Source organism: Lentzea albidocapillata, assembly GCF_000719115.1.
GTDB lineage: Bacteria > Actinomycetota > Actinomycetes > Mycobacteriales > Pseudonocardiaceae > Lentzea > Lentzea albidocapillata.
In genome coordinates this window covers 63,859-86,783 of sequence record NZ_JOEA01000008.1, presented here as the reverse complement: position 1 = coordinate 86,783, position 22,925 = coordinate 63,859, and the positions used below count along the sequence as shown (strand labels likewise).

Annotated in this window: 25 protein-coding genes; 15 read left to right on the top strand and 10 right to left on the bottom strand. The window is 68.1% G+C overall.

Translation table 11 applies throughout. The features are described from left to right. The first annotated feature begins 8 nt into the window (after positions 1-8). Together IG04_RS0112915 and IG04_RS43935 are read left to right on the top strand one after the other, a co-directional pair. Positions 9-476 (top strand): NlpC/P60 family protein, encoded by a 468-nt coding sequence (locus tag IG04_RS0112915; RefSeq protein ID WP_051769732.1) that lies wholly within the window; start codon positions 9-11, stop codon positions 474-476. A gap of 100 nt (positions 477-576) precedes the next feature. Beyond that, entirely contained in the window at positions 577-2,049 is a 1,473-nt protein-coding gene (locus IG04_RS43935; protein ID WP_144065450.1) for a DUF8189 domain-containing protein, read from the top strand. Here IG04_RS43935 and IG04_RS0112905 read toward each other — a convergent pair. Then, complete coding sequence (locus IG04_RS0112905) at positions 2,027-2,947, bottom strand: nucleoside hydrolase (RefSeq protein ID WP_030476846.1); 921 nt, start codon at positions 2,945-2,947, stop codon at positions 2,027-2,029. The two genes, IG04_RS43935 and IG04_RS0112905, sit on opposite strands and share 23 nt — an antisense overlap. Before the next feature lie 69 nt (positions 2,948-3,016). Between IG04_RS0112905 and IG04_RS0112900 the strand changes: the two genes are divergently transcribed. The 6 genes from IG04_RS0112900 to IG04_RS0112875 all read left to right on the top strand — a co-directional run bounded on the left by IG04_RS0112900 (position 3,017) and on the right by IG04_RS0112875 (position 7,629). Next, positions 3,017-4,282, top strand: coding sequence for a Gfo/Idh/MocA family protein (locus tag IG04_RS0112900; protein ID WP_030476845.1), 1,266 nt, complete (start codon positions 3,017-3,019; stop codon positions 4,280-4,282). A 183-nt stretch (positions 4,283-4,465) separates the two neighbouring features. Beyond that, positions 4,466-5,512 (top strand): Gfo/Idh/MocA family protein, encoded by a 1,047-nt coding sequence (locus IG04_RS0112895; protein WP_030476844.1) that lies wholly within the window; start codon positions 4,466-4,468, stop codon positions 5,510-5,512. A gap of 37 nt (positions 5,513-5,549) precedes the next feature. Then, positions 5,550-6,065: a hypothetical protein gene (locus tag IG04_RS0112890; protein WP_144065449.1), complete on the top strand. Its 516-nt coding sequence runs from the start codon at positions 5,550-5,552 to the stop codon at positions 6,063-6,065. Positions 6,066-6,235: 170 nt separating this feature from the next. Beyond that, positions 6,236-6,439: a cold-shock protein gene (locus IG04_RS0112885; protein WP_030476842.1), complete on the top strand. Its 204-nt coding sequence runs from the start codon at positions 6,236-6,238 to the stop codon at positions 6,437-6,439. Positions 6,440-6,547: 108 nt separating this feature from the next. After that, on the top strand, positions 6,548-7,120 hold the full coding sequence (locus IG04_RS0112880; protein ID WP_030476841.1) for a P-loop NTPase family protein: 573 nt from the start codon (positions 6,548-6,550) through the stop codon (positions 7,118-7,120). Next, entirely contained in the window at positions 7,117-7,629 is a 513-nt protein-coding gene (locus IG04_RS0112875) for a Rossmann-fold NAD(P)-binding domain-containing protein (RefSeq protein ID WP_245816354.1), read from the top strand. Before IG04_RS0112880 ends, IG04_RS0112875 begins: the two co-directional genes overlap by 4 nt. A 4-nt stretch (positions 7,630-7,633) precedes the next feature. Here the strand turns inward: IG04_RS0112875 and IG04_RS0112870 are convergent, their stop codons facing one another. The 6 genes from IG04_RS0112870 to IG04_RS0112845 all read right to left on the bottom strand — a co-directional run bounded on the left by IG04_RS0112870 (position 7,634) and on the right by IG04_RS0112845 (position 13,138). Continuing rightward, positions 7,634-8,095 (bottom strand): hypothetical protein, encoded by a 462-nt coding sequence (locus tag IG04_RS0112870; protein ID WP_144065448.1) that lies wholly within the window; start codon positions 8,093-8,095, stop codon positions 7,634-7,636. Positions 8,096-8,182: 87 nt separating this feature from the next. Then, complete coding sequence (locus tag IG04_RS0112865) at positions 8,183-8,758, bottom strand: TetR/AcrR family transcriptional regulator (protein WP_030476838.1); 576 nt, start codon at positions 8,756-8,758, stop codon at positions 8,183-8,185. Beyond that, the gene (locus tag IG04_RS0112860) at positions 8,755-10,671 is read right to left on the bottom strand and encodes a YhgE/Pip domain-containing protein (RefSeq protein ID WP_030476837.1); all 1,917 of its coding nucleotides are present in this window, start codon (positions 10,669-10,671) and stop codon (positions 8,755-8,757) included. Before IG04_RS0112860 ends, IG04_RS0112865 begins: the two co-directional genes overlap by 4 nt. Beyond that, positions 10,668-11,294 carry a hypothetical protein gene (locus IG04_RS0112855; RefSeq protein ID WP_030476836.1) on the bottom strand — a complete coding sequence of 209 codons (627 nt, stop codon included), beginning with the start codon at positions 11,292-11,294 and terminating at the stop codon, positions 10,668-10,670. The genes IG04_RS0112860 and IG04_RS0112855 overlap by 4 nt, the downstream gene beginning before the upstream one ends. 78 nt (positions 11,295-11,372) lie before the next feature. Beyond that, a complete protein-coding gene (locus tag IG04_RS0112850; protein ID WP_030476835.1) occupies positions 11,373-12,293 on the bottom strand; it encodes a GNAT family N-acetyltransferase in 921 nt (306 codons plus the stop codon). Between the two features lie 11 nt (positions 12,294-12,304). After that, positions 12,305-13,138, bottom strand: a complete 834-nt coding sequence (locus IG04_RS0112845) for a class I SAM-dependent methyltransferase (RefSeq protein WP_030476834.1) — start codon at positions 13,136-13,138, stop codon at positions 12,305-12,307. A gap of 181 nt (positions 13,139-13,319) precedes the next feature. Between IG04_RS0112845 and rpsA the strand changes: the two genes are divergently transcribed. From rpsA to coaE, 3 genes are all read left to right on the top strand, one after another. Further along, positions 13,320-14,810 carry a 30S ribosomal protein S1 gene (gene rpsA, locus IG04_RS0112840; protein ID WP_030476833.1) on the top strand — a complete coding sequence of 497 codons (1,491 nt, stop codon included), beginning with the start codon at positions 13,320-13,322 and terminating at the stop codon, positions 14,808-14,810. A 382-nt stretch (positions 14,811-15,192) separates the two neighbouring features. Next, entirely contained in the window at positions 15,193-15,810 is a 618-nt protein-coding gene (locus IG04_RS0112835) for a hypothetical protein (RefSeq protein ID WP_030476832.1), read from the top strand. A 52-nt stretch (positions 15,811-15,862) separates the two neighbouring features. After that, the gene (gene coaE, locus IG04_RS0112830; protein WP_030476831.1) at positions 15,863-17,011 is read left to right on the top strand and encodes a dephospho-CoA kinase; all 1,149 of its coding nucleotides are present in this window, start codon (positions 15,863-15,865) and stop codon (positions 17,009-17,011) included. Here the strand turns inward: coaE and IG04_RS0112825 are convergent. Both IG04_RS0112825 and IG04_RS0112820 read right to left on the bottom strand, forming a co-directional pair. After that, positions 16,987-17,505: a ribonuclease FAU-1 family protein gene (locus IG04_RS0112825; protein ID WP_030476830.1), complete on the bottom strand. Its 519-nt coding sequence runs from the start codon at positions 17,503-17,505 to the stop codon at positions 16,987-16,989. The genes coaE and IG04_RS0112825 overlap by 25 nt on opposite strands. Positions 17,506-17,593: 88 nt before the next feature. Then, positions 17,594-18,103 (bottom strand): ribonuclease FAU-1 family protein, encoded by a 510-nt coding sequence (locus IG04_RS0112820; RefSeq protein ID WP_051769845.1) that lies wholly within the window; start codon positions 18,101-18,103, stop codon positions 17,594-17,596. 50 nt (positions 18,104-18,153) lie between these two features. On the opposite strand from IG04_RS0112820, the gene IG04_RS0112815 reads away from it, so the two are divergent. From IG04_RS0112815 to IG04_RS0112800, 4 genes are all read left to right on the top strand, one after another. Further along, a complete protein-coding gene (locus IG04_RS0112815; protein ID WP_030476828.1) occupies positions 18,154-19,260 on the top strand; it encodes a DUF5685 family protein in 1,107 nt (368 codons plus the stop codon). Between the two features lie 66 nt (positions 19,261-19,326). Next, a complete protein-coding gene (uvrB, locus tag IG04_RS0112810; RefSeq protein WP_030476827.1) occupies positions 19,327-21,489 on the top strand; it encodes an excinuclease ABC subunit UvrB in 2,163 nt (720 codons plus the stop codon). A 243-nt stretch (positions 21,490-21,732) separates the two neighbouring features. Then, positions 21,733-22,137: a MarR family winged helix-turn-helix transcriptional regulator gene (locus IG04_RS0112805; protein WP_338043525.1), complete on the top strand. Its 405-nt coding sequence runs from the start codon at positions 21,733-21,735 to the stop codon at positions 22,135-22,137. A gap of 7 nt (positions 22,138-22,144) precedes the next feature. Beyond that, on the top strand, positions 22,145-22,495 hold the full coding sequence (locus IG04_RS0112800) for an MmcQ/YjbR family DNA-binding protein (protein ID WP_030476825.1): 351 nt from the start codon (positions 22,145-22,147) through the stop codon (positions 22,493-22,495). Positions 22,496-22,523: 28 nt separating this feature from the next. On the opposite strand, the gene IG04_RS0112795 is transcribed toward IG04_RS0112800, so the two are convergent. Further along, positions 22,524-22,907: a VOC family protein gene (locus IG04_RS0112795; protein WP_030476824.1), complete on the bottom strand. Its 384-nt coding sequence runs from the start codon at positions 22,905-22,907 to the stop codon at positions 22,524-22,526. Positions 22,908-22,925 lie beyond the last annotated feature (18 nt).

Sequence of the window (22,925 nt, the reverse complement as noted above, 5' to 3'; positions counted from 1 at the left end):
ATGTCCGCGTGACCACCGCTCGTGCCGCCGGCCGCCTGATCCGCCGCTCCGAGATCATGGAGCGCGCGTGTTCCTGGCTGCGCGACTCGGTCCCGTACAGCCAGAAGAGGTTCCATCAGAACGAACACGGCATCTATCGCGCCGACTGCTCGGGCTTCGTGTCGATGGCGTGGGGGCTGCCCGGCAAGCCGGACGACCGGCACGGCGGGTTCGACACCCCGGGCCTGGCCACGGTGAGTGGCCTGATCCCCGCGCACGAACTGCGGCCGGGCGACGTCGTCATCCGCGCGGACGGCACCAACCTGACGCGGCACGTGGTGATCTTCGCGTCGTGGGCGGAGGAGCCCGGACGGTACTGGGCCTACGAGCAGGCCGGTGGGTACAGCACACGCTTGCGCGCCCTCGCCTATCCCTATGAGGCCGAAGCTGAGCTGTACGTGCCGCGCCGGTATCTGAGCGTGCTCGACGAGGCGTGACGATCATCCACACGGGTGCCCGCGCGTTCACGGTTGACCGTCGGAAGACAGGACGTTCGACCGGACCAAAACTTCACATCACCTTGCTACGGTGACCGGCATGAGATCGTGGGGGATGTTGGCGGTCGCCGCGGCGGCCATCACGTTCGGCTCGACGCTGGCCATGCCCGACGTCGCGGTCGCCGCCGCCGAGGGCGGGGTGGTCTGCGGGACGTACGAGGCCAACTCCAAGATCACGCGCAGCGAGGTCCTGGCGCGCTCCCGGACGTGGATCAGCGCCCGTGTGCCGTACAGCCAACGCGACTGCTTCGGCAACAAGTACGGCGCCTACCGCACGGACTGCTCCGGCTTCGTCTCCATGGCCTGGGGCCTGCGCATCTCCTACACCACGCACATCCTCGAGCAGGTCGCACACCGCATCGACTGGGAGGACCTCCGTCCCGGCGACGCGCTCAACGACCGCGAGAACCACGTCGCGCTGTTCATCGGCTGGGCGGACGCGGCCAAGACGCGGCCCATCGTGCGCGAGCAGGCAGGGCCGGACGGCAGCAGGCCCGTGCAGCGCGTGTGGAGTGCCGGCACGGCTCGCAAGTACGTGCCCCTGCGCTACAACAACATCCTCGAAGCCGGTAGCGGCGGCAGCACCGGCAGCGAGACGCCGGTGACGGACAAGCTCGTCGTCAGCGCCGGCCCGCAGATCTCGAACACCGGCCAGCAGCAGCTCGAGATCTTCGATCGCGCCGCCGACGGCACGATCGTCACGAACTTCCACAAGACGAGCCGCTGGAACGGCTGGCAGCAGCTCGGGCCCGAGCTCTTCGCCGGCGAGCCGGTCGCGCTGATGAACCCGCAGACGAAGATCGTCGAGGTGTTCGCGCGCGGAACGGACGACAGGATCTACCGCCGCGTCGACGGCAAGTGGCTCGCGCTCGGCGACACGGCCGTCGCGGGCGAGCCGACGCTGTTCTGGAACGACAAGACCAAGGCCGTCGAGGTCCTCGCCCGCGGCGCGGACGGCCTCCTGCTCCGCTTCACCGACAAGTGGGCGCCGGTCGGCGACCGCAAGATCGAGGGCAACCCGGCCGTCGCCGACAAGGACGTCTACGCGCGTTCCGCCGACGGCAAGCTCGTCAAGTGGGACGGCAGCACCTGGGCGGACCAGGGCGACAAGAAGATCGTCAGCGACCCGAGCGTCGCCGTCGACCAGGTCTTCGTGCGTACCGAGTCCGGCAGCGTCGAGCAGTACGGGGCGGGTGTCTGGAAGTCGTTGGGCGGCAAGGGCACCGGCGCGCCGTCGGCGGTCTTCAACTCCACGACCGGGTCCATCGACGTCGTGCAGCTCGGTGAGGGCGGCATCGTCGAGCACTCCCGCGCGACCGACGGCGGCTGGACCACGTGGGCCAAGCTCGGCACCACCAAGGTCGCCGAGGCGCCGACCGCGATGTACCACGCGCAGACGAAGACCGTGGAGGTCTTCGCCCGCACCGACGACGGCAAGCTGATCCGCCGCTTCTACAAGGAGAAGGCGGGCTGGAGCCAGTGGGCCAAGCTCAGCGACAAGACAGTGTCCTGAGCCGGGCCACGGCCTCGACGACCAGGCCGAAGAACCGGTCCACGTCCAGCCCGACGGCCACCTGCGCGTTCGGCTCCCGGCCGAGCCTGCCGTGCAGGTCCACGACCGTCGCGCCGCGCGTGTACGTCCCCGTGGTCTCGATCCCCACGAACGCCTCGACGCACCTCACCAGCGTCGGATCGATCACCCGCGCCACCGCCACCGGGTCGTGCAGCGGTGGTGCTGCGAACCCGAACACGTCGCGGTAGGTCGCCGCGAAGAACGTCATCAGCTCCCCGCACGTCCGCCCGAGCGGCCCCAGAGCGTTCAACTGAGCCACGATTTCCGGCGTCACCAACGCCTGGTGCGTCACGTTCAGCCCGATCATCGTGATCCTCACGCCGCTGCCGAAGACGATCGCGGCCGCCTCCGGGTCGACGTAGATGTTGAACTCCGCGTACGGCGTGGTGTTGCCGCGCTCGGTCGACCCGCCCATGAGCACGATCTCGCGCACCGCGGCAGGCCCGTACCGCCGCAGGTACATCGCCACGTTCGTCAACGCGCCGGTGGCCACCAGCGTCGCCGGCATGTGAGCGTGCATCACGTCGATCGCGTGTTCCTCCACCACTCCGACGGTCAGCGGGCCGAACGCCGGACCGTCCATTCCAGACTCTCCATGGATGTCCTCCGCCACGTACAGCGGTCGCACCAACGGTTGTGCGCACCCGCGCGCGATCGGCACCGAGATGCCGGCGGCGGAGCAGATCCGCTGGGCGTTCGCGGTGACCTTGTCCAATGTCTGGTTCGCGGCCACGGTGGTGATCGCGCGCAGGTCGATCTCGGGTGAGCCGGCCGCGAGCAGGATCGCGATCGCGTCGTCGTGGCCGGGGTCGCAGTCGAGCACCACAGGAGTCGGCATGACCTCATCTTGACGAGGCCGGGGCACGTGCCGCTAGCGTGGAGAAAACGTTTTCAGCGGAGGTCGGAGATGGCGCGCAGGCGGTACGCGGTGGTCGGCACGGGATCGCGGGCGGAGCGGCACGTCCGCGCCATCGCGGTCGAACACGCGGACACCTGCGAACTCGTGGCGTTCGCGGACGTGAACCGGACCAGGATGGACGTCCACAACGACCGCCTCGCGGAACTGGGCGTCGAGCCGGTTCCCACGTACGACGCCGAAGACTTCCTGAAGATGCTCGACGAGCAACGGGTCGACGTGGTGGTGGTGACCACCGTCGACCGTTTCCATGACACGTACATCGTTGAGGCGTTGGACGCCGGTTGTGACGTCGTCACGGAGAAGCCGATGACGACGGACGTCCCGTCGGCCGGCAAGATCCTGGACGCGGTGCATCGCAACGAAGGCAGCGTTACGGTCACCTTCAACTACCGTTACAACCCGATCCACGAGAAGGTGCGCGCGCTGCTCGCGGACGGTGCTGTCGGCGAGATCGGGTCCGTCCACTTCGAATGGTTGCTGGACACCCGGCACGGCGCCGACTACTTCCGCCGCTGGCACCGCGACAAGGCCAACTCCGGCGGTCTCATGGTCCACAAGGCGACCCATCACTTCGACCTGCTCAACTGGTGGGTCGGCTCGGTGCCCGAAACCGTGTACGCGCACGGCCGGTTGTTCTTCTACGGCAGCGAGAACGGTGAGCGTCACGGGTACACGCACGACGACAGGTTCGACGTCGATCTGGAGCAGAACGCCTGGCTCAAGAAGCTCTACGTCGACGCACGGCACGAGGACGGCTATCGCCGCGACCAGAACCCGTTCGAGCCCGGCGTGTCCATTGAGGACGACATGTCGGTGCTCGTCCGCTACGCCAGCGGCGCGAATCTGACCTACCACCTCACGGCCTATTCGCCGTGGGAGGGCTACCGGCTGATGGTCAACGGCAGCAGGGGTCGTCTCGAACTGGAGGTCGTCGAGAACTCCTGGGTGTCGGGTCAGGACCCGTCCGTGCACGGCGTCGCCGCGAACCCCGAGCAGGGGTGGGCGAAGCTCTCGGTGCAACGGCTGTTCGCCGAGCGCGAGGACATCCCGCTGGAGTACGACCGGGACGGGCACGGTGGCGCCGACCAGCGCATGGTCGACGCGCTGTACGGCCCCGCCGGGCAGGAGGACCCGCTCGGGCGCAAAGCGACGCACTACGACGGCACGCTCTCCCTGCTGACCGGGTTCGCCGCCAACCGCAGCTTCGAGACCGGGCAGCCGGTCCACGTCGCCGACGTCATCGACCTCCGATAGCGGTCACCGTGCTCCCTGCGCCATTGCCCGTTCGGGTGGCTGTGTTGACGCTTCGGGCGCCGTTGGTGCCGGGATGCTGCCGCAAACGAGTCTTGGTTGGCGCGGCGCATTGAAATTACCGGCACCTCGGCTGATGCTGGTGGCCGCGTTGGTGGCGGAGTCCGCCCGAGAAGGGTGAGAGCGATGCGTGTTGCGCTGGTCGGTGCTCGGGGACATGGGGCGCGGCACGTGGAGAACCTGGTCCGGCTCGGCCACGACGGGCTCGCCACGTTCGTCGGCGTGGTCGACGTGGCGGACGTCGACGTGCCGGTGCCGTCCTACCCCGATCTGCCGTCGCTGGCGGCCGAGCTCCACCCCGAGGTCGTCGTGGTCTCCTCGCCGCCCGCGACGCACCGCGATCACGTGCTGACGGCGTTCGAGCTGGGCTGCGACGTGCTGGTCGAGAAGCCGGCGGTGCTGTCGGTGACCGACTTCGACGAGATCTCCGCGGTGGCGCTGGACCGCGGCCTGGTGTGCCAGGTCGGCTTCCAGGCGCAGGGCACGGGCTCGTACCGGCGGCTCTGCTCGTTGATCGGCTCCGGGGCGCTGGGCGACATCACGGGCATCGGCGCCGCCGGGCGTTGGGTGCGCTCGGACTCCTACTACGAACGCTCCGAGTGGGCGGGGCGGCAGGGCGAGGACGGAACGCTCGTCAACCCGTTCGCGCATGCGCTGCAGAACGCGCTGTTGCTAGCCGATGTCGAGGAACGAGCCGACATCGCTGTCGAACTGGAGTTGTACCGGTGCCGCGACACGATCAGCGCGGACGACACGGCCTGTGTCCGGGTGACGGCTGATGGCGCGCCGCCGGTCGTGGTCGCCACCACGCTCTGCGCGGCGACATCGTTGCCGCCGGTCGTGCTGGTGCACGGAACACTCGGCCAGGCCGTCTGGTGGTACGACGACGACAGACTGACGGTCAACGACCACCGCATGGCCGTGGCGCCGTCGGTCGACCTCCTGGAGAACCTCATCCGGCACCGGCAGACCGGCGAGCCCCTGGTCGCGCCGCTGGCCGCCGCACGGGCGTTCACGTCGATCGCCGAGCAGTGCGGCAAGGCCGACGTGCCGCTGCTGCCCGCCCGCCGCGTCGGTGAACGGGTGGTGCTCGACGGCATCGACGAGGTCGTCGTGCGGGCGGCCGAGAAGATCGCGACCTTCACCGAACTGGGCTGCGGATTCGGACGGTAGTCTGCCGCGCAGTTCGCCGCGTTCGGGGAGTGTTGTGTTGGACACCTACATCGACCTGAAGGACGTCCGGGTCACCGGCTACGTCAGCATGGGCCTGATCGCGCTGGTCGCCGCCGAGTCGATCTGGGGCACGATCAACGACTGGCAGGGTGGCTCGTCGTCATGGAGCTTCCTCGCCATCATGCTGGTCGTGCCCGCGGGTGTGGCGTCCATCGTGTGGTTCCGCGGTGTTACCCACAATGCCGAGGCGATCGCGCTGCACGGCGTGCGGACGGTTTCGCAGGTGTGGAAGGCGAGCGATCCGGCGCAGCGCGAAGTGCCGTTCGCGCAGCGCGTGGCGAGCCCGTTGATCAAGCCCTGGCAGTGGGCGTTCCTCGCCATGGTGCTGTGCGATGTGTTCGAGTCGTTGCTGCTCGATACCCCCTTCTACGTGGTGTTTTCGACCCTGTCGACGTTGTGCGCGATCGGTGCGGGAGGGCTTGCCTGCTTCCTTGTCTTCCGCATCTCGATCATGCAGCGGAGGTTCGCGGTACCTCAGCGCAAACGCGGCTAGGTTGGGGTATACTTCTTTGTTGGTTGCAGTTTCGTGTTCGTGTCTTTCACGCTCGCCAAACTTCAGTTGCGAGTGCTTCTCCTTCTTCACGGTTGGGGCAAGGCTCATGACCAACCACGGAGTGGCCGCACAGTGCGGCTCGCTCTTCAGTAATCAAGGAGAAGCAGTACATGGCAAACGGCACCGTCAAGTGGTTCAACGCTGAAAAGGGCTTCGGCTTCATCGCCCCCGAGGACGGCGGCGCTGACGTCTTCGTTCACTACTCGGCCCTCAACGGCGGCGGCTACCGCAGCCTCGAGGAGAACCAGAAGGTTTCGTTCGACATCACGCAGGGCCAGAAGGGCCCGCAGGCGACGAACGTCACCGCTCTCTGACGTTGTTTCACCCCGAAGGGCCTCCGGAGTTTTCCGGGGGCCCTTCGGGCGTTTCCGGGCCCGCTCCGCACCGTGTCGTGCTCATCGGGTTTTCGCTAGCCTGGCCCGATGCCGTTGCTCGGTCCAGCTGATCCGCTGCCGCACATGCCCCGGCGCATCCTCGTCGCCGGCAACGCCGGATCCGGCAAGTCGACGCTCTGCCTGCGCATCGCCGAGCAGCGCGAACTGCGGCGCGTCGAGCTGGACAGCCTCTACTGGGGTCCACAGTGGACGCCGCGGCCGGAGTTCTTCGCGGAGGTCGCCGCGTTCGCGCAGGACGACCACTGGGTTACGGAGTACCAGTACCAGGCGGCGCGGCCCGCGTTGCTCGCCAGGGCGGACACGGTGGTGTGGCTCGACCACCGGTTCCCGGTCGTGATGGGACGGCTGGTGAGTCGCACGATCAGACGTCGCGCGGCAGGCGTGGAGTTGTGGAACGGTAATCGGGAGTCGTCGCTGTGGTCGGCGTTCACCGACCCGGAGCACATCCTGCGGTGGGGCTGGAAGAGCTACCGGCGCAACCGGGCCAGGGTGCTCGCTCTGGTCGACGACGTGGTGGTCGTGCGGCTGCGCGGGCAGGCGCAGGTGGAGCGGTGGCTCTCGGGACCGCTCGCCTCGGTCGGCGAGGAGCGTGCTCGGTGAGAACTGCGCTGGTGCTCGGTGGGACAGGCATGCTGGCCGGCTGCGCGGGCCAGCTCGTGGCACGCGGATGGCGGGTGGTGCTGCCCTCGCGCACGCGGCCGCTGATGGCCGGCGACGGTCCCGGACGGGCGGCGCGGGCGTCGATCTCACTGGGCCATCGGCCGACGTGGGTGAGGGCCGACTGGGCGGAGCCCTCCAAGCTCGCGTCGGAGGTCGAGTACGAGCTCGACGGCAATCTGGTGAACCTGCTCGTGGCGTGGGTGCACGACAGCTATCGCGTGAGCGTCCTCAACGCCGTGCGGCACCTTCTCGCAGAAGGAGCGCCGGTGGTGGAGGTGCACACGTCCGCGCCGGTGCCCGACCCAGTGCTCCCGCACCCGACGCAGCAGGTGTTGCTCGGTCACTTCGCTCACGACGCCACGCTGCGCACGAACCGTGCGGTGCTGCAGGCCGTCGAACGAGGACTGGAGGGACGGGCGCCCTCGCTGCACCACGAGGACGCCCGCTGAAGCCCTACCGGACCTCGGTCTTCACGATCTTGGCCCGGCCGATCTCCGCCTGCACCTTGATGCCGGCCGCCACGTTCACGAGCTGGCGGACGACCACGTCCTCGTTGCGGAGGTCCGCGATCTTCTGCTTGGTCTCCGTGACGAACTCGAAGTCCGCGACCTCCGCCGCCTCGATCTCGGCGACCTTCTGGAAGTCCTTGCTGAAGTCCAGCACCACCTCCGCGCCGTCGAGGACCACCAGCTGGTAGTCCGACGGCGCGTCGGAGGAGAAGCCCTTCTGGAACGTGCCGCTGACCTTGATGCCCTCGGCTGTCTCCTCCAGATCGAGCACGCCGTCGACGGGCGTGAACAGCGCTTCCTGGAAGTCGGCGGTGGCTTTCACCGGCTCGGGCTCGGCCAGCGCCGGGGAGGCCGTGAGGGCGATGGTCGCGAGCAGGGCGGTGGCGATGTTCAGCAGTTTCGGCATGTCTTCGTTCGTACCGGCGGGCATGTGGCCCTGCTCGGTCAAACGCGTCGCTCGTTCGGGGTGACTCCGCACGCCCTGCGCTCAGCTCTAACGCGCCGAGCGCATCCCGCGCACCAGCAGCATGACCGACTCGCGCACGTCCGCCCGTGACCGCTCCGGCTGGAACACCTGCCAGTCCAGCGCGATCACGAGCAACGTGCCGAACAACGCCGCCGACGCCGTGCCGACCTCGACCCCTGCGGGCAGGCGGCCCGCGTCGGCCAGGCGCTTCATCTGACCGCGCACGATCGAGACGATGTCGTCGCGCAGCAACGAGAGAGTGCCGTGCCATTGGCCCGGCGTGCGCCACAGCTCCGAGACGAGGAGCTGGCCGAACGCCGGGTACTCGGCCCAGAAGCCGAGCATCTCGTCGACCAGCGCCTCCAGCGAGTCCTCGGACCCCTCCGCGGACCGCAGCCGGCCCGCGAGGATCTCCACGCCGTGGTGCAGCAGCGCTTCGACCAGGGCGTCCTTCGAGGCGAAGTTGTAGTAGATCGTGCCCTTGGCGACGCCTGCCTCCGCGGCGATCTCGTCGACCGTCACCGAGGCCGCGCCCCGTTCGCCGACCAGCTTCAACGCCGCGTCGAAGAGCTTCTGCCTGGTCGCCGTCGTCCGCGCGCTCACAGCACGAGCTCCGGCTTCAGCTTGGACGCTGTCCAGACGCGCTGCTTGTATGCCGCCACGGACGTCAAGGCTAGGGCTCCGACCAGCCAGGCGAGAAGGACAAGGGCGTCCTTTCCGACGCTGCCCAGGTCACCGCCGTACATCAGGTGGCGCAGGCCGTCGACCGCGTAGCCCATCGGCAGGCCGTAGTGCAGTGGGTACAGCGGCACCGGGATCGTCTGCCACGGGAACGTGCCACCCGCGCTGACCAGCTGGAGGATCAGCAGGATCAGGCCGAGGAACTTGCCGACGGCGCCGAACGCGGCGTTCAGCGCGTGCAGGATCGCCACGAACGTCAGCGACATTAGCGCGAGGAACCCGAACGTGCCGATGGGGTTCGACGGCTCGATGTCCACTACGAATCGCACGACCGTGAACATCACAAGCACCTGCACGATGCCGAGCAACGCACCCGGTAGCCAACCGCCCAACGCGACCCTGAGCGCTGACTGACCGGCGGCGAGCGCACGGCGTGAGAGCGGGCGCAGCAGCAGGAACAGCACGAACGCGCCGATCCACGTCGCCAGGCCCAGGAAGAACGGGGCGAGGCCGGCGCCGTACGTGGCGGCCTTCGTCTGGGACAGCCCGCGCACCGCCACCGGGTCGCCGATCGCCTGCGCGATGGCCGCCCGGGTCGGGTCGTCCTGGTTCGGGATCTTGTTCACGCCACCGGACAGGCCGTCACGCAGCTGCGCCGATCCGTCGGCGAGTTTCGCGGCGCCGTCCTTGAGCTGCGGCGTGCCGGTGGCCGCCTTCTGCAGGCCGTCGCGGAGCTGGGCGTTGCCGTCGGCGAGTTTGGTGGCGCCGTCGTCGAGCCTGCCGACGCCGGCGACCAGGCCGGGCATCTTGGACGAGAGCTGCTCGGCGCCGTCGGCCACCTGGTCCGCGCCGGTCGCGAGCTTGCGGAGATCACCCGCGGCACCCTGGACCTTGCCGTTGGCGTCGTCGACCGGCTGGCGCACCTGACCGATCGTGGTCAGCACGCGCTGCACCTGTTCCTCGGTGAAACCCAAGGCGCGCAAACGGTTCGCGATGTCGCCGTTGGCCTGGTCGAGCACGCCGACGAGAGCCTGCGCCTTCTTCGCGTACTCCTCGGCCTGGGTCGCGGCGGTCTCGTTGCCGGTGGCGACCTGGCGCGCGCCGTCGGCGATCTTCTTGGCGCCCTCGGGCAGTTGCGCGGTCTGCGAGCGGAGCTCGTGCGTGCCGTCACGGAGCTGCGCGGCACCGTTGGCCGCCGTCACCGCGCCCGTGGAGAGCTGCTGGACGCCGCTGTCGAGCTCGCCGAGTTTGTCGCGCAGCGTCGCGCTGCCGTCCGCGAGCTGCGTGGCGCCGTCGACGGCCTTGGTGGTCTCCTGGCGGATCGTGGAGAAGCCGAGCAGCAGCTTGTCGGCGGCTTCGGTGGAGACCTTCGCCGTCACGGCCCGACGCACCTCGCTGACGACCTGGTTCGCGATCGTGCTGCCCAGGTAGTTGTTGGCGTCGTTGGTCGTCAGGGTCAGCACGCCCTGGCGCGGCTTGTTCTGCTCCGCGGACGTGAGCGCCTCGGAGAAGTCCTCCGGCAGCGTGAGGGCGAAGATGTACTCGCCCTTGCGCACGCCCTCGTCGGCGTCGTCGACGACCTTCCAGTTGAACTTCTTGCCGTTGAGCAGCTCGTCCGCGACGTCCTTGCCCGCGTTGAGGTCCTTGGCGCCCTTGTCCTTCACGACCAGTGCGGCTGGCACGTGGTTGAGGTTCGCGTACGGGTCCTTGTTGGCGTACAGGTAGAGCGACGCGTACAGCAGGGGCACGAGCGCCAGAGCCAGAACGGCGAGTTTGGGCAGCTTGCCGGACGTGACCCGGCGAAGTTCGTTGAAGGCCATGCGTAGGGCGCTCATGCGGTGATCTCCATCTTGGCGTTGTCCTCACCAAGGCGTGCGTGCGGGATGTCGAGGATGTGGGCGGAGGAGTTCGAGCACAGGACGACGACGGACCGTTCGGGAGTCACGTGGTCGTGGGCCAGGGCGAACCACTCGCGCGGGTCGGGGTGGTAGCGGTCGGGGCAGTCGAGGACGAGCGCCGTCACGCCCGGACGTGACGCGGCCAGTTCGAGCAGCACCGCGCACCGCGTCCGCGCCGGAACGTGCTCGAAGCGTTTGTCCGCGTGCTCATCGGCGGCGTGCTCCACCAACCAGTCGTGCACCGCCTTCTTGCCGGACGGCATGCCGTTCATCGCGAGCTCCTCGCCGACGACGGCGGACAGGCTCAGCGCCTCCTCCGGTTCGTTCACCTCGGGGGCGTCGACCAGGACGACGCGCTTGCGCAGCGTCTTCGCGTCCGGGGACACGGTGCCCGTCGAGGGCTTGATGCGGCCGGAGAGCAGCAGGCCGAACGCCGTGTGACCGGTGCCGGGCTCGCCCGCGACCAGCGTGAGCTCGCCGGGCTTCACGGTCAGCGAAGTCGGCCGGAGCAGGGGACCATGGCCCCCGTTGACGCCTGCACGACTTGCGTGGATCTCCACGGCTTTACCTTCCGTTTAAACTGACCGGTCAGTACAAATTCTCGCGCAGACCTCGGCGCCCTGCAACTCGGACATAGGTCACCTAAGGGCTGCGGCGGGGCGTACTTCCCAGACGGTCCACAGCGGCCGGTAGCCCTGGCGAGGCCAGAAGACGCTGCTCAGCGGGTTCGGCGGGTTGTAGTAGAGGTACGTGCCGACCGTGCCCATCCGGTGAAGTTCCTGGTGGGCGTAGGCGAGGAGCTGCTGGCCGATGCCGGTGCCACGGGCGCCCGGCAGTACCGAGACGCAGTTCACATATCCCCAGCGGCCGCGGGGGAGTCTCGCCGCCGCGGCCGTGCCGGGTTCGGACGACACGATCGCGCACTCGGCGAGTGCCACCGCGATGCCGTCGCGTTCGGCGAGCCAGATGGGGCTCGCGTTCTCGAGACGCTCGATCAGCGCACGGCGTTTCACATGGGCGGCGTTCGGGCGCACGATCGTCGAGCCGACGTAGGAGGAGTACTCCAGCTCCGTGAGCGACAGCTCCAGCACGGTCTCCAGGTCGTGCGGGGTCGCACGGCGCATCGTCAGCGTGCGGGAGATGTGCTGTGCCGGAGTCCTCAGGCGCACGGCGAGCACGGACAGCGGCACGAGTCCGTGGTCGAGGAACGCCCGTGCGGCTTTGGTGTCGCGGCTCGGCCAGTGCACGACGCACGCCGTGTCGTCGTGCACTTCCTGCGTGTCGAGGTGCCGGCGGAAGCGGGTGAGCAGCGCGTCCATGCCCTGGGACTCGCCGACGAGCGGCAGCATCTCCCACACCTCGGCCGCCGACCACAGCCGCGTGGTCGTGTGGGGCTCGAAGCTCTGGTGGCTGATGATCCCGGCCACGCGGGTGCCGTCCGCCAGCGCCGCCGTGATGACGTGGCCGTCCGTGGGCGGTTCGGTGGCGGGTGGAAGCAACGGGTCCAGTGAGGCGAAACGGGCTGACTGGGCCGCCACTAGTCCGCGTGCCGAGGTCATGGCAGGTGAGATTACGACGTCAGGCGGGTCCGGAAGATCGCGGTGCCGGGGAAGAGCTTGCCGCGCAGCGGGCTCCACTGGCCCCAGTTGCGGGTGTGGCCCTTCGGCCACTCGGGCTCGACCAGGTCTTCGAGCACGAAACCCGTGTTCGTGAGCGCGCGGACGTAGTCGCCGAGCGTGCGGTGGTGCTCGACGTAGGTCGCCTTGCCCTCCTCGTCCACCTCTACATAGGGCGTGCGGTCGAAGTACGACTGCGTGACGGTGAGACCGAGCGGTCCGGGGTCGTCGGGGAAGATCCACCTCATCGGGTGGTTGACCGCGAACACCCAGGGCGCGCCGGGCCTGAGTACGCGGGCGACCTCGCCGAAGACCTCCTGGACGTCCGCCACGAACGGCACGGCGCCGAACGCGCTGCACGCGGCGTCGAAGGAGTCGTCCCGGAACGGCAGCTGGTCCGCGCTGGCCTGGACGAGCGGCACGTCGATGCCGGTCTCGGCGTTGTTCCTGCGGGCGTGGCGGAGCATGCCGGCGGAGATGTCGAACGCGGTGACGTCGGCCTTGTTCTCCTTGAGCCAGCGGGCGCACATCGCACTGCCGCAGCCCACCTCCAGGATGCGCTGACCAGCGATTTCACCCAGGAATCGGGCATCGGCCTCGCGCAGGCCCTCGGGGCACCACACGAAGTCCGCCGCGCCGAGGAACTCGCCGTGCGTCTCGTGGTAGTCGTCGGCGTCCGCGTCCCACCAGATCTGGTTCGCCACGCGCGACTCCGCGGCGTCCGCCCCGCGCTTGACGATGCCGGCGGTACCGAGCGCTTGTTCCGCGCTCGTGTGCTGGTTGGACACACTGCTCCTTCACATGGGGGCTGGTTTGCTTGCGCGTCTCCGGGCCGCGTACGATATCGCGTGCGTAGTGGGTTAGCGCTGCCCATGATCCAGAAGTGCCGGCTTTCAAGGTCTCTGTGTCGCTGCGCGCGCACCACCACCCAGCCAATCGATGCCAATCCGTACCGGAGCCACCTACCTAATGTCCACCGACACCACCACCGCCCCCGTTGCCGCTGCTCCCAAGCAGGTCGCGATCAACGACATCGGGACGGAGGAGGACTTCCTCGCAGCTATCGACTTGACGATCAAGTACTTCAACGATGGCGACATCGTTGAGGGCACGATCGTCAAGGTCGACCGGGACGAGGTCCTGCTCGACATCGGCTACAAGACCGAGGGCGTCATCCCCTCGCGTGAACTGTCGATCAAGCACGACGTCGACCCCAACGAGGTTGTCAAGGTCGGTGACGAGGTCGAGGCGCTTGTTCTCCAGAAGGAGGACAAGGAAGGCCGTCTGATCCTCTCCAAGAAGCGCGCCCAGTACGAGCGCGCGTGGGGCACCATCGAAGCCCTCAAGGAGAAGGACGAGCCCGTCAAGGGCACGGTCATCGAGGTCGTCAAGGGTGGTCTCATCCTCGACATCGGCCTCCGCGGCTTCCTCCCCGCCTCGCTCGTCGAGATGCGTCGCGTCCGCGACCTCCAGCCGTACGTCGGCCGTGAGCTCGAGGCGAAGATCATCGAGCTGGACAAGAACCGCAACAACGTGGTCCTGTCCCGCCGCGCGTGGCTCGAGCAGACCCAGTCCGAGGTCCGCAGCGAGTTCCTCAACCAGCTGCAGAAGGGCCAGGTCCGCAAGGGCGTCGTGTCCTCGATCGTCAACTTCGGTGCCTTCGTGGACCTGGGTGGCGTCGACGGTCTCGTCCACGTGTCGGAGCTGTCCTGGAAGCACATCGACCACCCGTCCGAGGTTGTCGAGGTCGGCCAGGAAGTCACCGTCGAGGTCCTCGACGTCGACATGGAGCGCGAGCGCGTGTCGCTGTCGCTCAAGGCGACGCAGGAAGACCCGTGGCGCCAGTTCGCCCGCACCCACGCGATCGGCCAGATCGTGCCGGGCAAGGTCACCAAGCTGGTTCCGTTCGGTGCGTTCGTCCGCGTGGACGAGGGCATCGAGGGCCTGGTCCACATCTCCGAGCTGGCCGAGCGCCACGTGGAGATCCCGGAGCAGGTCGTCCAGGTCGGCGACGACGTCATGGTCAAGGTCATCGACATCGACCTCGACCGTCGCCGCATCTCGCTGTCGCTCAAGCAGGCCAACGAGGGCTTCACGGTCGACACCGAGTTCGACCCGACCCAGTACGGCATGGCCGCCGAGTACGACGACCAGGGCAACTACATCTACCCCGAGGGCTTCGACCCGGAGACCCAGGAGTGGCAGGACGGCTTCGACAAGCAGCGTGAGGAGTGGGAGCGCCAGTACGCCGAGGCGCACACTCGTTACGAGGCCCACATGAAGCAGATCCGCAAGGCCGCCGAGGCCGAGGAAGAGGCTTCGGCCGAGGGTGCGGGCAACTACACCTCCGGTGGCGAGGCTCCTTCCACGTCCGTGGGCGCGCCGGCTCAGTCCGGTGGCACGCTCGCCTCCGACGAGCAGCTCGCGGCGCTCCGCGAGAAGCTGTCGGGCGGCATGTGAGTCGCTAGTTAGACCTTCGAAGGCCCCTGCACCCGGTTCGGGTGTGGGGGCCTTTGTGCCTTGCGTTGCGTGCTTGCCCTGGGGGCTCTGCCCCCAGACCCCCGGCAATCTGATCAGGGGGTCCACGCCACGGGTGGGTTGATGGCACGCCTGTTGAGTTGGGCGGCCGCCGGTTGCTTAGAGAGTGCGTTGGCGGTGGGGTCCCATCACGAGCCGACCTCACCCCTCAGGTGCAGCAAGTGCTATGGCGCGACTCGTGATGGGACCCCACCGCCTGGCCCGTTTGGTAAGGACGGCTCGCCTTCGGCTTCGCGGGTTGATGTCTGCGTACCCGTTCACTCTGTGGTGGAGGCCCAACCTCGTTGTGTAGGTTGACAAACCTATGCGTGGGAACAAGTTCTTCGTGGCACTGGGTGTGGGTGTGCTGGCGGTCTGCGCCGCCTGTTCTACTGCCGAGCCGCAGACTCAGGCGCCGCCGCCGCAGATTCCGAAGATCACTCCGTCCACCATCCCTTCGCGGGTGCCGGTGATGGTGGATCGGGCGTTGCCGGACGACTGTGAGCTCGTGGTGTCCGTCGAGGTCATGAACGCGACGCTCGGGCAGGAGCTTCCTGGGGAGCCCCGGATCATCATCGGCATCAAGGAGCCGGGGATCGGGCGGACCGGGAAGATCGACTGCTACTACGGGATTCCCCCTAAGAAGAACCTCCCGGAGGCCAAGATCGTCATCGGGTTGTCGACCTACAACGACGATCTGACGGCTCGTACGCGTGTCGCCGAGAGCGTTGAGGCTGAGCGGGCCGAGGGTGCGAAGATCACCGAGGTCGACGTCGGCAAGCAGAAGGGGACGCTGGTCGAGGGCAAGGACGAGCAGTTGGTGATCGGGTCGCTCGGGAAGTCGACGTTCGTGGTGCGCAACCGGAACAACTTCCTCCCGAAGGAGAAGCTCATCGCGGTCCTGCCGGTGCTGGCCGCGCAGTCGATGACGCCGCCGGTCTAGCAAGCACGTCGGCGTACACGCGGTGGTTGCTCGCCCGGCTAACCTGACCGGCATGCTCAGGGTGGGGTTGACCGGGGGAATCGGGTCCGGCAAGTCGACGATCGCGCGGCTGCTGGCGGAGAACGGCGCCGTTGTCATCGACGCGGACAAGCTTGCGCGTGAGGTGCTGGAGCCTGGCACCGACGGGCTCGCGGAGGTCGTCGAGGCGTTCGGTGAGGACGTGCTGAACGCGGACGGCACGCTCGACCGGGCGGCGCTGGCGGCTAAGGCGTTCGCGACCGAGGAGGCTCGGCAGACGCTCAACGGGATCACGCATCCCCGGATCGGTGCGCTCACCGGGCAGCGGATGTCCGAGGCTGCCGAGGACGCCATCGTGGTGCACGACATCCCGTTGCTGGTGGAGCGGGACATGGCGGCGATGTACCACCTGGTGATCGTGGTCTTCGCGGACTCGGCCACGCGGCTGGAGCGGCTCGTCACGAGTCGCGGGATGGACCGGCGGGACGCCGAGAACCGGATCGCCGCGCAGGCCACCGACGAGCAGCGCCGGGCCGTCGCGGACGTGTGGCTGGACAACAGCGGTGAGGTTCCGGACGTCACGGCGTTGTGGGATCGGCTGGTGGCCTTTGAGAAGAACGTGCGCACCGGCTCGTACGCGTCGGGGTCGCCGATCGTCGTGCCCTATGACGAGCGGTGGCCGGCGCAGGCGCGGCGGATCGCGCGCCGGATCAGTGTGGCGGCCGGTGGGCGGCACGTCGAGCACATCGGGTCGACGGCGGTGCCGGGGCTCGCGGCCAAGGACGTGCTCGACTTCCAGCTCGCCGTCGAGGACATGGAGACCGCGGACGATCTGCGGGAAGCGTTGGCGCAGGCTGGTTTCCCGTACGTCGGGCCGTACGTGGACACGCCGCGTGGCGAAGGTGACTGGAGCAAGCGGCTGCACGCCGGGGCTGACCCTGGGCGGCGCGTGAACCTGCACCTGCGCGTCGCAGGTGCTCCGAACTGGCGGTGGGCGGTCGACTTCCGCGACTGGCTGCGGCACGACGCGCAGGCCCGCGAGGAGTACGCGAATCTCAAGCTCGAGCTGTCACAACGGTTTGCGGGCGACGCCGGCGCCTTTGCCTACGGTGAGGCGAAGGAACCCTGGATGGAGGCGGCCGCGCGGCGCGTCGAGGCCTACAGGGGTGGCCAGGAGTCGTAGATGCCGTGCCACGTCAGCCACGACGTCAGGTTGTGGTTGACGTTGCTGAGCTCTTCGAGGGTGCGGTGGACCGTGCGCAGCGCCTGGTCGGCGTCGCCCGGTCGCAGCACGCGGCCCGCGACTGCGGCGGCGAACTCCTCGCTGCGCACGATGCGGGCCGTGGTGCCGCCGGGGACGGCCAGGCCCAGCAACAGGTCCGTGGTCTGCCAGTGCCGCTGGTCGCGCTCGACCCGCACCGCGGACAGCACGCTCGGGCTGCTGCGCGCGTGCCGCGAACGCGGGCGGTGAGTGGTCAGGCGCAGGCCCAGTTCGGGCATCAGCCAGGTGACCTCGGAGTCCGAGAACGGGTCTTCCGGAGTGGGATGCTCGATTCGCAGACCCCACCGTTCGGCATAGCACGAACTGAGAGTTCGCGAGCCGCCCGACGAATACGAGCGCACGCCCGAAATGGTGTCGACGACATCGACCAACTGAGGTGTAGTGACCGCTCCCACGACGCCGAGCGTAGTCAAATATGTGCTCCCAGTTACACGCTGGGTCGATTTGTTACGTCACGGTCAGGTGACGAACACGCTCTGTGTATCAGCGCCAGGTCGTGGGACAACCCGAATAGGTGAGCCACCTGATCACATCGTGACCGTGCGCTGAAATGCCGGACACCGCCGAGTAGGTGGTTTCCAGCGCCCATTGCGCGCGTTCCGCGGAGAGCAGGTTGTGCTGAACTGCGGAGATCAACTCGTCCGTGTCCAAAACAGTCACGCTGTGGCCCGTCCGGACTATCAGGTCGAGGTACAGATCGGTTGTTTTCCAGACACTGCCGATCGCGTTGATCTCCACGACGTCCACGTAGAAGTCGAAGTCGAGCTGGTGACCGGGGTGCCAGGACTGGCGCGTCACGCGGATGTTGAGCTTCGGCAGGAACCAGCTCTCGAAGTGGCTGATCTTCGGATGTCCCGCGAGCGGCCGGAACATGTAGAGGCCGGTCGGCGTGAGCCGGAACTCGTCGACGCTCCTCAGCTGCCCCTTGGGATCGGTGTTGCTCTTGGCGTCCAGGTCGAAGTACTCGATCTTCGGCGGATGGATGTGTGCCACGTCCGCGATACTGCCATCGTCAGGCGCCGCGGCCACTTAGGATGCCGCGCATGTTCGGGATCATCCGCCCCTGCCGCAACAGAATGGGCGCTGAGCTGCGGTCCGCGTGGCTCTCACACCTTTGTGGAATGTGCCTGTCGTTGCGCGACGAGCACGGTCATCTCTCGCGTCTCGTCACGAACTACGACGGGCTGATGATCTCGGCCGCGGTGGAGGCACAGTCCGGCGTTTCGCGGCGGTCGGCCGGACCCTGTGCGTTGCGCGGCATGAAGTCCGCGGACGTGGCCATCGGTTCCGGAGCGCGGCTGGCTGCGTCGGTGTCGCTCGTGCTCGCGTCGTTGAAGATCCAGGACCACGTGGACGACGGTGACGGGCTCGCCGGCCGCGTGGGGTGGGCGGGGCGCGCGGTGGCGCGGCGCTGGGCCTCCAAGGGGCTGGGCACGGCCTCCGACCTCGGGTTCGACGCTTCGGTGATGGTGGACGCGGTGCGGCGCCAGCCCGAGGTGGAGGCCGGGGCGGGGCTGGGCAGTTCCGTGCTCGTGGTCACCGAACCCACCGAGACCGCGACCGCGTTCGCCGTCGGGCAGACCGCGATCATCGCCGGCAGGCCGGGGAACGTGGAGCCGCTGCGCGAGGTGGGACGGCTGTTCGGGCGGGTGGCGCACCTGATCGACGCCGTGGAGGACCTGGAGGAGGACCGCGCTTCCGGCGCGTGGAACCCGTTGCTCGCCACCGGGACGCCCGTCGAGGAGGCGCACCGGCTGTGCCTGGACGCGGTCGCGGGGATCAGGCTGGCGCTCGGCGACGTGGAGTTCACCGACGCGCGGCTCGTGCACAAGCTGCTGGTGCACGAGTTGGAGGAGTCGATCATCCGGGTGTTCGGCAAGCGCAGGCGGCACGAGTACCCGCCGGGCAAGCCCCGCTGGTCGGATCCGGGCAGCGGCCTGTGGGCGTACCCGAGGCTGAACTGGCAGCGGCAGCCGCGCGGGTGCTTCGAGGGCTGCGGGGCGTTCCTCTACATGTGCGGCACGTGCCAGTTCTGCTGCCGCGACCCGTTCCCCGGCCCGTGGAGCGACAAGCGGCGGGACGGGTGCGATCCCGGGCCCGACTGCAGTCCGAACTGTGACTGCGACTGCAACTGCTGCCCCTGCGACTGAGGTCTTCGAGGGTGCCTGACCAGGCACAATCGGAAATTGTCAGACCCTCGGCGTAACGTGCTTCCCGTGGCTTTCGCAACCGAGCTCCCGCCAGAGGAAAGCACCGTCAAGGCGCACTCCGAACACCGTCCCGTCGGCGACATCGTCCGCACCGACGGGCAGTTCCGCGTGGTCAGCGACTACCAGCCGGCAGGCGACCAGCCGGCGGCGATCGCCGACCTCGAACGGCGCGTGCGCTCCGGTGAGCGCGACGTCGTGCTGCTCGGCGCCACGGGTACCGGTAAGTCGGCGACCACGGCGTGGCTGGTCGAGAAGCTGCAGCGCCCCACCCTGGTGATGGCTCCGAACAAGACCCTGGCCGCCCAACTGGCGAACGAGCTGAAGGAGCTCTTCCCGCACAACGCGGTGGAGTACTTCGTCAGCTACTACGACTACTACCAGCCCGAGGCGTACATCCCGCAGACGGACACGTACATCGAGAAGGACTCCTCGATCAACGACGACGTCGAGCGCCTGCGCCACTCGGCCACGATGTCGCTGCTGACCCGGCGCGACGTCATCGTGGTCGCGTCCGTGTCGTGCATCTACGGCCTGGGCACGCCCCAGTCGTACCTCGACCGCTCGATCCCGCTGGAGACGGGCGTGGAGGTCGACCGCGACGCGTTCCTGCGCCTGCTGGTCGACGTCCAGTACACCCGCAACGACATGTCGTTCACCCGCGGCTCGTTCCGCGTGCGCGGCGACACGGTCGAGATCATCCCGTCCTACGAGGAGCTCGCCGTCCGCGTCGAGTTCTTCGGCGACGAGATCGACAAGCTCTACTACCTCCACCCGCTCACCGGCGACGTGGTGAAGGAGGTCTCCGAGCTCCGGATCTTCCCCGCGACGCACTACGTGGCGGGCCCGGAGCGCATGGAGCGCGCGATCCGCGACATCGAGGCGGAGCTGGAGACGACACTCGCGCAGATGGAGCGCCAGGGCAAGCTGCTCGAAGCCCAGCGCCTGCGCATGCGCACCCAGTACGACCTGGAGATGATGAAGCAGGTCGGCTTCTGCAACGGCATCGAGAACTACTCGCGCCACATCGACGGGCGCGGGGCGGGCACGGCGCCGGCGACGCTGATCGACTACTTCCCGGACGACTTCCTGATGGTCATCGACGAGTCGCACGTGACGGTGCCGCAGATCGGTGGCATGTACGAGGGCGACGCGTCCCGCAAGCGAAACCTCGTGGAGCACGGCTTCCGGTTGCCCTCTGCGATGGACAACCGCCCGCTGACGTGGGAGGAGTTCGCCGACCGCATCGGCCAGGTCGTGTACCTGTCGGCCACCCCGGGCCCGTACGAGATGGGCCAGGCCGGCGGCGAGTTCGTCGAGCAGGTCATCCGCCCCACCGGACTGATCGACCCCCAGGTCGTCGTGAAGCCGACCGAGGGCCAGATCGACGACCTGGTGCACTCGATCCGCGAACGGGCGGAGCGCGACGAGCGGGTGCTGGTCACGACGCTGACCAAGAAGATGGCCGAGGACCTGACGGACTACCTGCTGGAGCTGGGGATCCGGGTTCGCTATCTGCACTCCGAGGTCGACACGCTGCGCCGCGTCGAGTTGTTGCGGCAGTTGCGTCTGGGCGACTACGACGTGCTGATCGGCATCAACCTGCTGCGGGAGGGGCTCGACCTCCCCGAGGTGTCGCTGGTGGCGATTCTCGATGCGGACAAGGAGGGGTTCCTGCGGTCGGGAACTTCTCTCGTGCAGACGATCGGCCGTGCCGCTCGTAACGTGTCCGGTGAGGTCCACATGTACGCGGACCGGATCACCGACTCGATGCGGCACGCGATCGACGAGACCAACCGGCGGCGTGAGAAGCAGGTCGCGTACAACACCGAGCGCGGCCTCGACCCGCAGCCGTTGCGGAAGAAGATCACCGACATCTTGGAGGCCGTGTACTCCGAGATCGAGGACGAGGTTCCGGTCGGCGGGTCCGGGCGGAACCAGTCCCGGGGGAAGCGGGCCGCAGGGGAGAGTGGCCGGTCTTCCGGGGTGGTGGCTTCGGCTGAGCGGGCTGGGATGGCTCGGTCCGAGTTGGCAGACCTGGTGCAGTCGCTGACGGATCAGATGATGAACGCTGCCCGGGATCTGCAGTTCGAGTTGGCTGGTCGGTTGCGGGACGAGATCCAGGATTTGAAGAAGGAACTGCGGGGGATGGACGCGGCCGGGGTCAAGTGATCCTGGGCGCGTTGGCGAGGAATGACTGTTCGCCTGATCGCGTGCGGGTTGGCGTGTCCACTGTGGAGGCGGGCTGCGTGCGGTGGGTTAGATCGCTGTGTGCGGTGCGTAGTCCGGTGCGCTTGTAACGATTCGCGCGGCGCGCGTAAATCGCCCTCTGGGGTGAGATGTTCGCGGTCTGCTTTCGTCAGGCCCGCGGGCGGCCATGATCTCGGGGTGGATGTGGACTCCCACCTTGCCGCGGTGGAGCAGGCGCTGATCGCTGTGCGGCGTAGTCAGTCTCGTCGGGCCTTGGCCGAGTTGGCTGTGCCTGCCTTTGACGTACTGGATGTCGTGGAGACGGCTGAGCGGACCGGGGCTCAGGCCACGGTTTCCAGTGTTGCCTTGGCTTTGCACGTTGATCAGCCTCGGGCCAGCAAGCTCGTCACCAGCGCCGTCGAGACCGGGTTGGTGGCGAGGATCGCGGACAAGGCCGATGGGCGCCGGGTGTTGCTGGTGCGGACGCCTCGGGGGCGGGCTACGTCCGCTGAGCTGCATCGGGCCCGGCAGAGTGCCTGTGCTGCCGCGATGGCGGACTGGAGTGAGGAGGAGCGGGTGGTGTTCGCCCGGCTGCTCACTCGTTTCGTTGCCGTGTTCGGCGCGCGATAATTCTGTTGTGACACTGGATGAGTTGATCGTCTACTGCGCCGGCAAGCCTGGCGCCGAGGAGACGTATCCGTGGGGCGAGGCCGAGCTGGTGTGCAAGGTCGGCGGGAAGGCGTTCGCCTTCATCGGGCTCGACCTGCACACCGTCGGGTTGAAGTGCGGTGCCGACGCCGAGGCTGCCTCGGTGTGGCGAGAGCGCTTTCCCGGTGACGTCACGGTGAGCGGGTACGTCGGGCGGTACGGGTGGAACACCATCGCGCTCAAGGGGTCTGTGCCCGACGACGACCTGCTGGAGCTGGTCGACGGCTCCTACGAGGCCGTCGTCGCGCGGTTGCCCAAGGGGAGGCGGCCCGCTGTCTAGTGCCGGTCACGGCGCTGGCAGCGACCCGCTACTGGCGTTCTTCCGGCTGGATGATGCCGAAGATGTTGTTCTCGGTGTCCTTGTAGTACGCGAGCAGGCCGACGCCGGGCATCTTGTCCTTGGGCAGGGCCACGGTGCCGCCGTTGACCTCGATGGCGGCGATGGTCACGTCGATGTCGGGCACGCCGATCGTCATGACGTAGCCGTGGACGGGTGCGTCCGGGGCCGGGTCCGGGCCTCGGCGGGGGAGCAGGCCGCCGTTCACGCCGGGCTGGTCGTCGTCGCCGGTCACGATGGTCCAGTAGGGGATGTCGCCCCACTGTTCGATCTTCCAGCCGAAGACGGAGGAGTAGAAGTTCCGCGCTCGCTCGGGATCGGCGGCGTGGATCTCGAAGTGCACAGGACGTGACATGAGAGGGCACGCTACTCC

What these genes read in the sequence shown, in the direction of transcription:
- coaE (WP_030476831.1), top strand. Translation starts at nt 15,863, where the DNA reads ATGCTCAGGGTGGGGTTGACCGGGGGAATCGGGTCCGGCAAGTCGACG.
- IG04_RS0112860 (WP_030476837.1), bottom strand. Translation starts at nt 10,671, where the DNA reads ATGAGCGCCCTACGCATGGCCTTCAACGAACTTCGCCGGGTCACGTCC.
- rpsA (WP_030476833.1), top strand. Translation starts at nt 13,320, where the DNA reads ATGTCCACCGACACCACCACCGCCCCCGTTGCCGCTGCTCCCAAGCAG.
- IG04_RS0112905 (WP_030476846.1), bottom strand. Translation starts at nt 2,947, where the DNA reads ATGCCGACTCCTGTGGTGCTCGACTGCGACCCCGGCCACGACGACGCG.
- IG04_RS0112885 (WP_030476842.1), top strand. Translation starts at nt 6,236, where the DNA reads ATGGCAAACGGCACCGTCAAGTGGTTCAACGCTGAAAAGGGCTTCGGC.
- IG04_RS0112815 (WP_030476828.1), top strand. Translation starts at nt 18,154, where the DNA reads ATGTTCGGGATCATCCGCCCCTGCCGCAACAGAATGGGCGCTGAGCTG.
- IG04_RS0112870 (WP_144065448.1), bottom strand. Translation starts at nt 8,095, where the DNA reads ATGCCGAAACTGCTGAACATCGCCACCGCCCTGCTCGCGACCATCGCC.
- IG04_RS43935 (WP_144065450.1), top strand. Translation starts at nt 577, where the DNA reads ATGAGATCGTGGGGGATGTTGGCGGTCGCCGCGGCGGCCATCACGTTC.
- IG04_RS0112850 (WP_030476835.1), bottom strand. Translation starts at nt 12,293, where the DNA reads ATGACCTCGGCACGCGGACTAGTGGCGGCCCAGTCAGCCCGTTTCGCC.
- IG04_RS0112835 (WP_030476832.1), top strand. Translation starts at nt 15,193, where the DNA reads ATGCGTGGGAACAAGTTCTTCGTGGCACTGGGTGTGGGTGTGCTGGCG.
- IG04_RS0112900 (WP_030476845.1), top strand. Translation starts at nt 3,017, where the DNA reads ATGGCGCGCAGGCGGTACGCGGTGGTCGGCACGGGATCGCGGGCGGAG.
- IG04_RS0112895 (WP_030476844.1), top strand. Translation starts at nt 4,466, where the DNA reads ATGCGTGTTGCGCTGGTCGGTGCTCGGGGACATGGGGCGCGGCACGTG.
- IG04_RS0112880 (WP_030476841.1), top strand. Translation starts at nt 6,548, where the DNA reads ATGCCGTTGCTCGGTCCAGCTGATCCGCTGCCGCACATGCCCCGGCGC.
- IG04_RS0112795 (WP_030476824.1), bottom strand. Translation starts at nt 22,907, where the DNA reads ATGTCACGTCCTGTGCACTTCGAGATCCACGCCGCCGATCCCGAGCGA.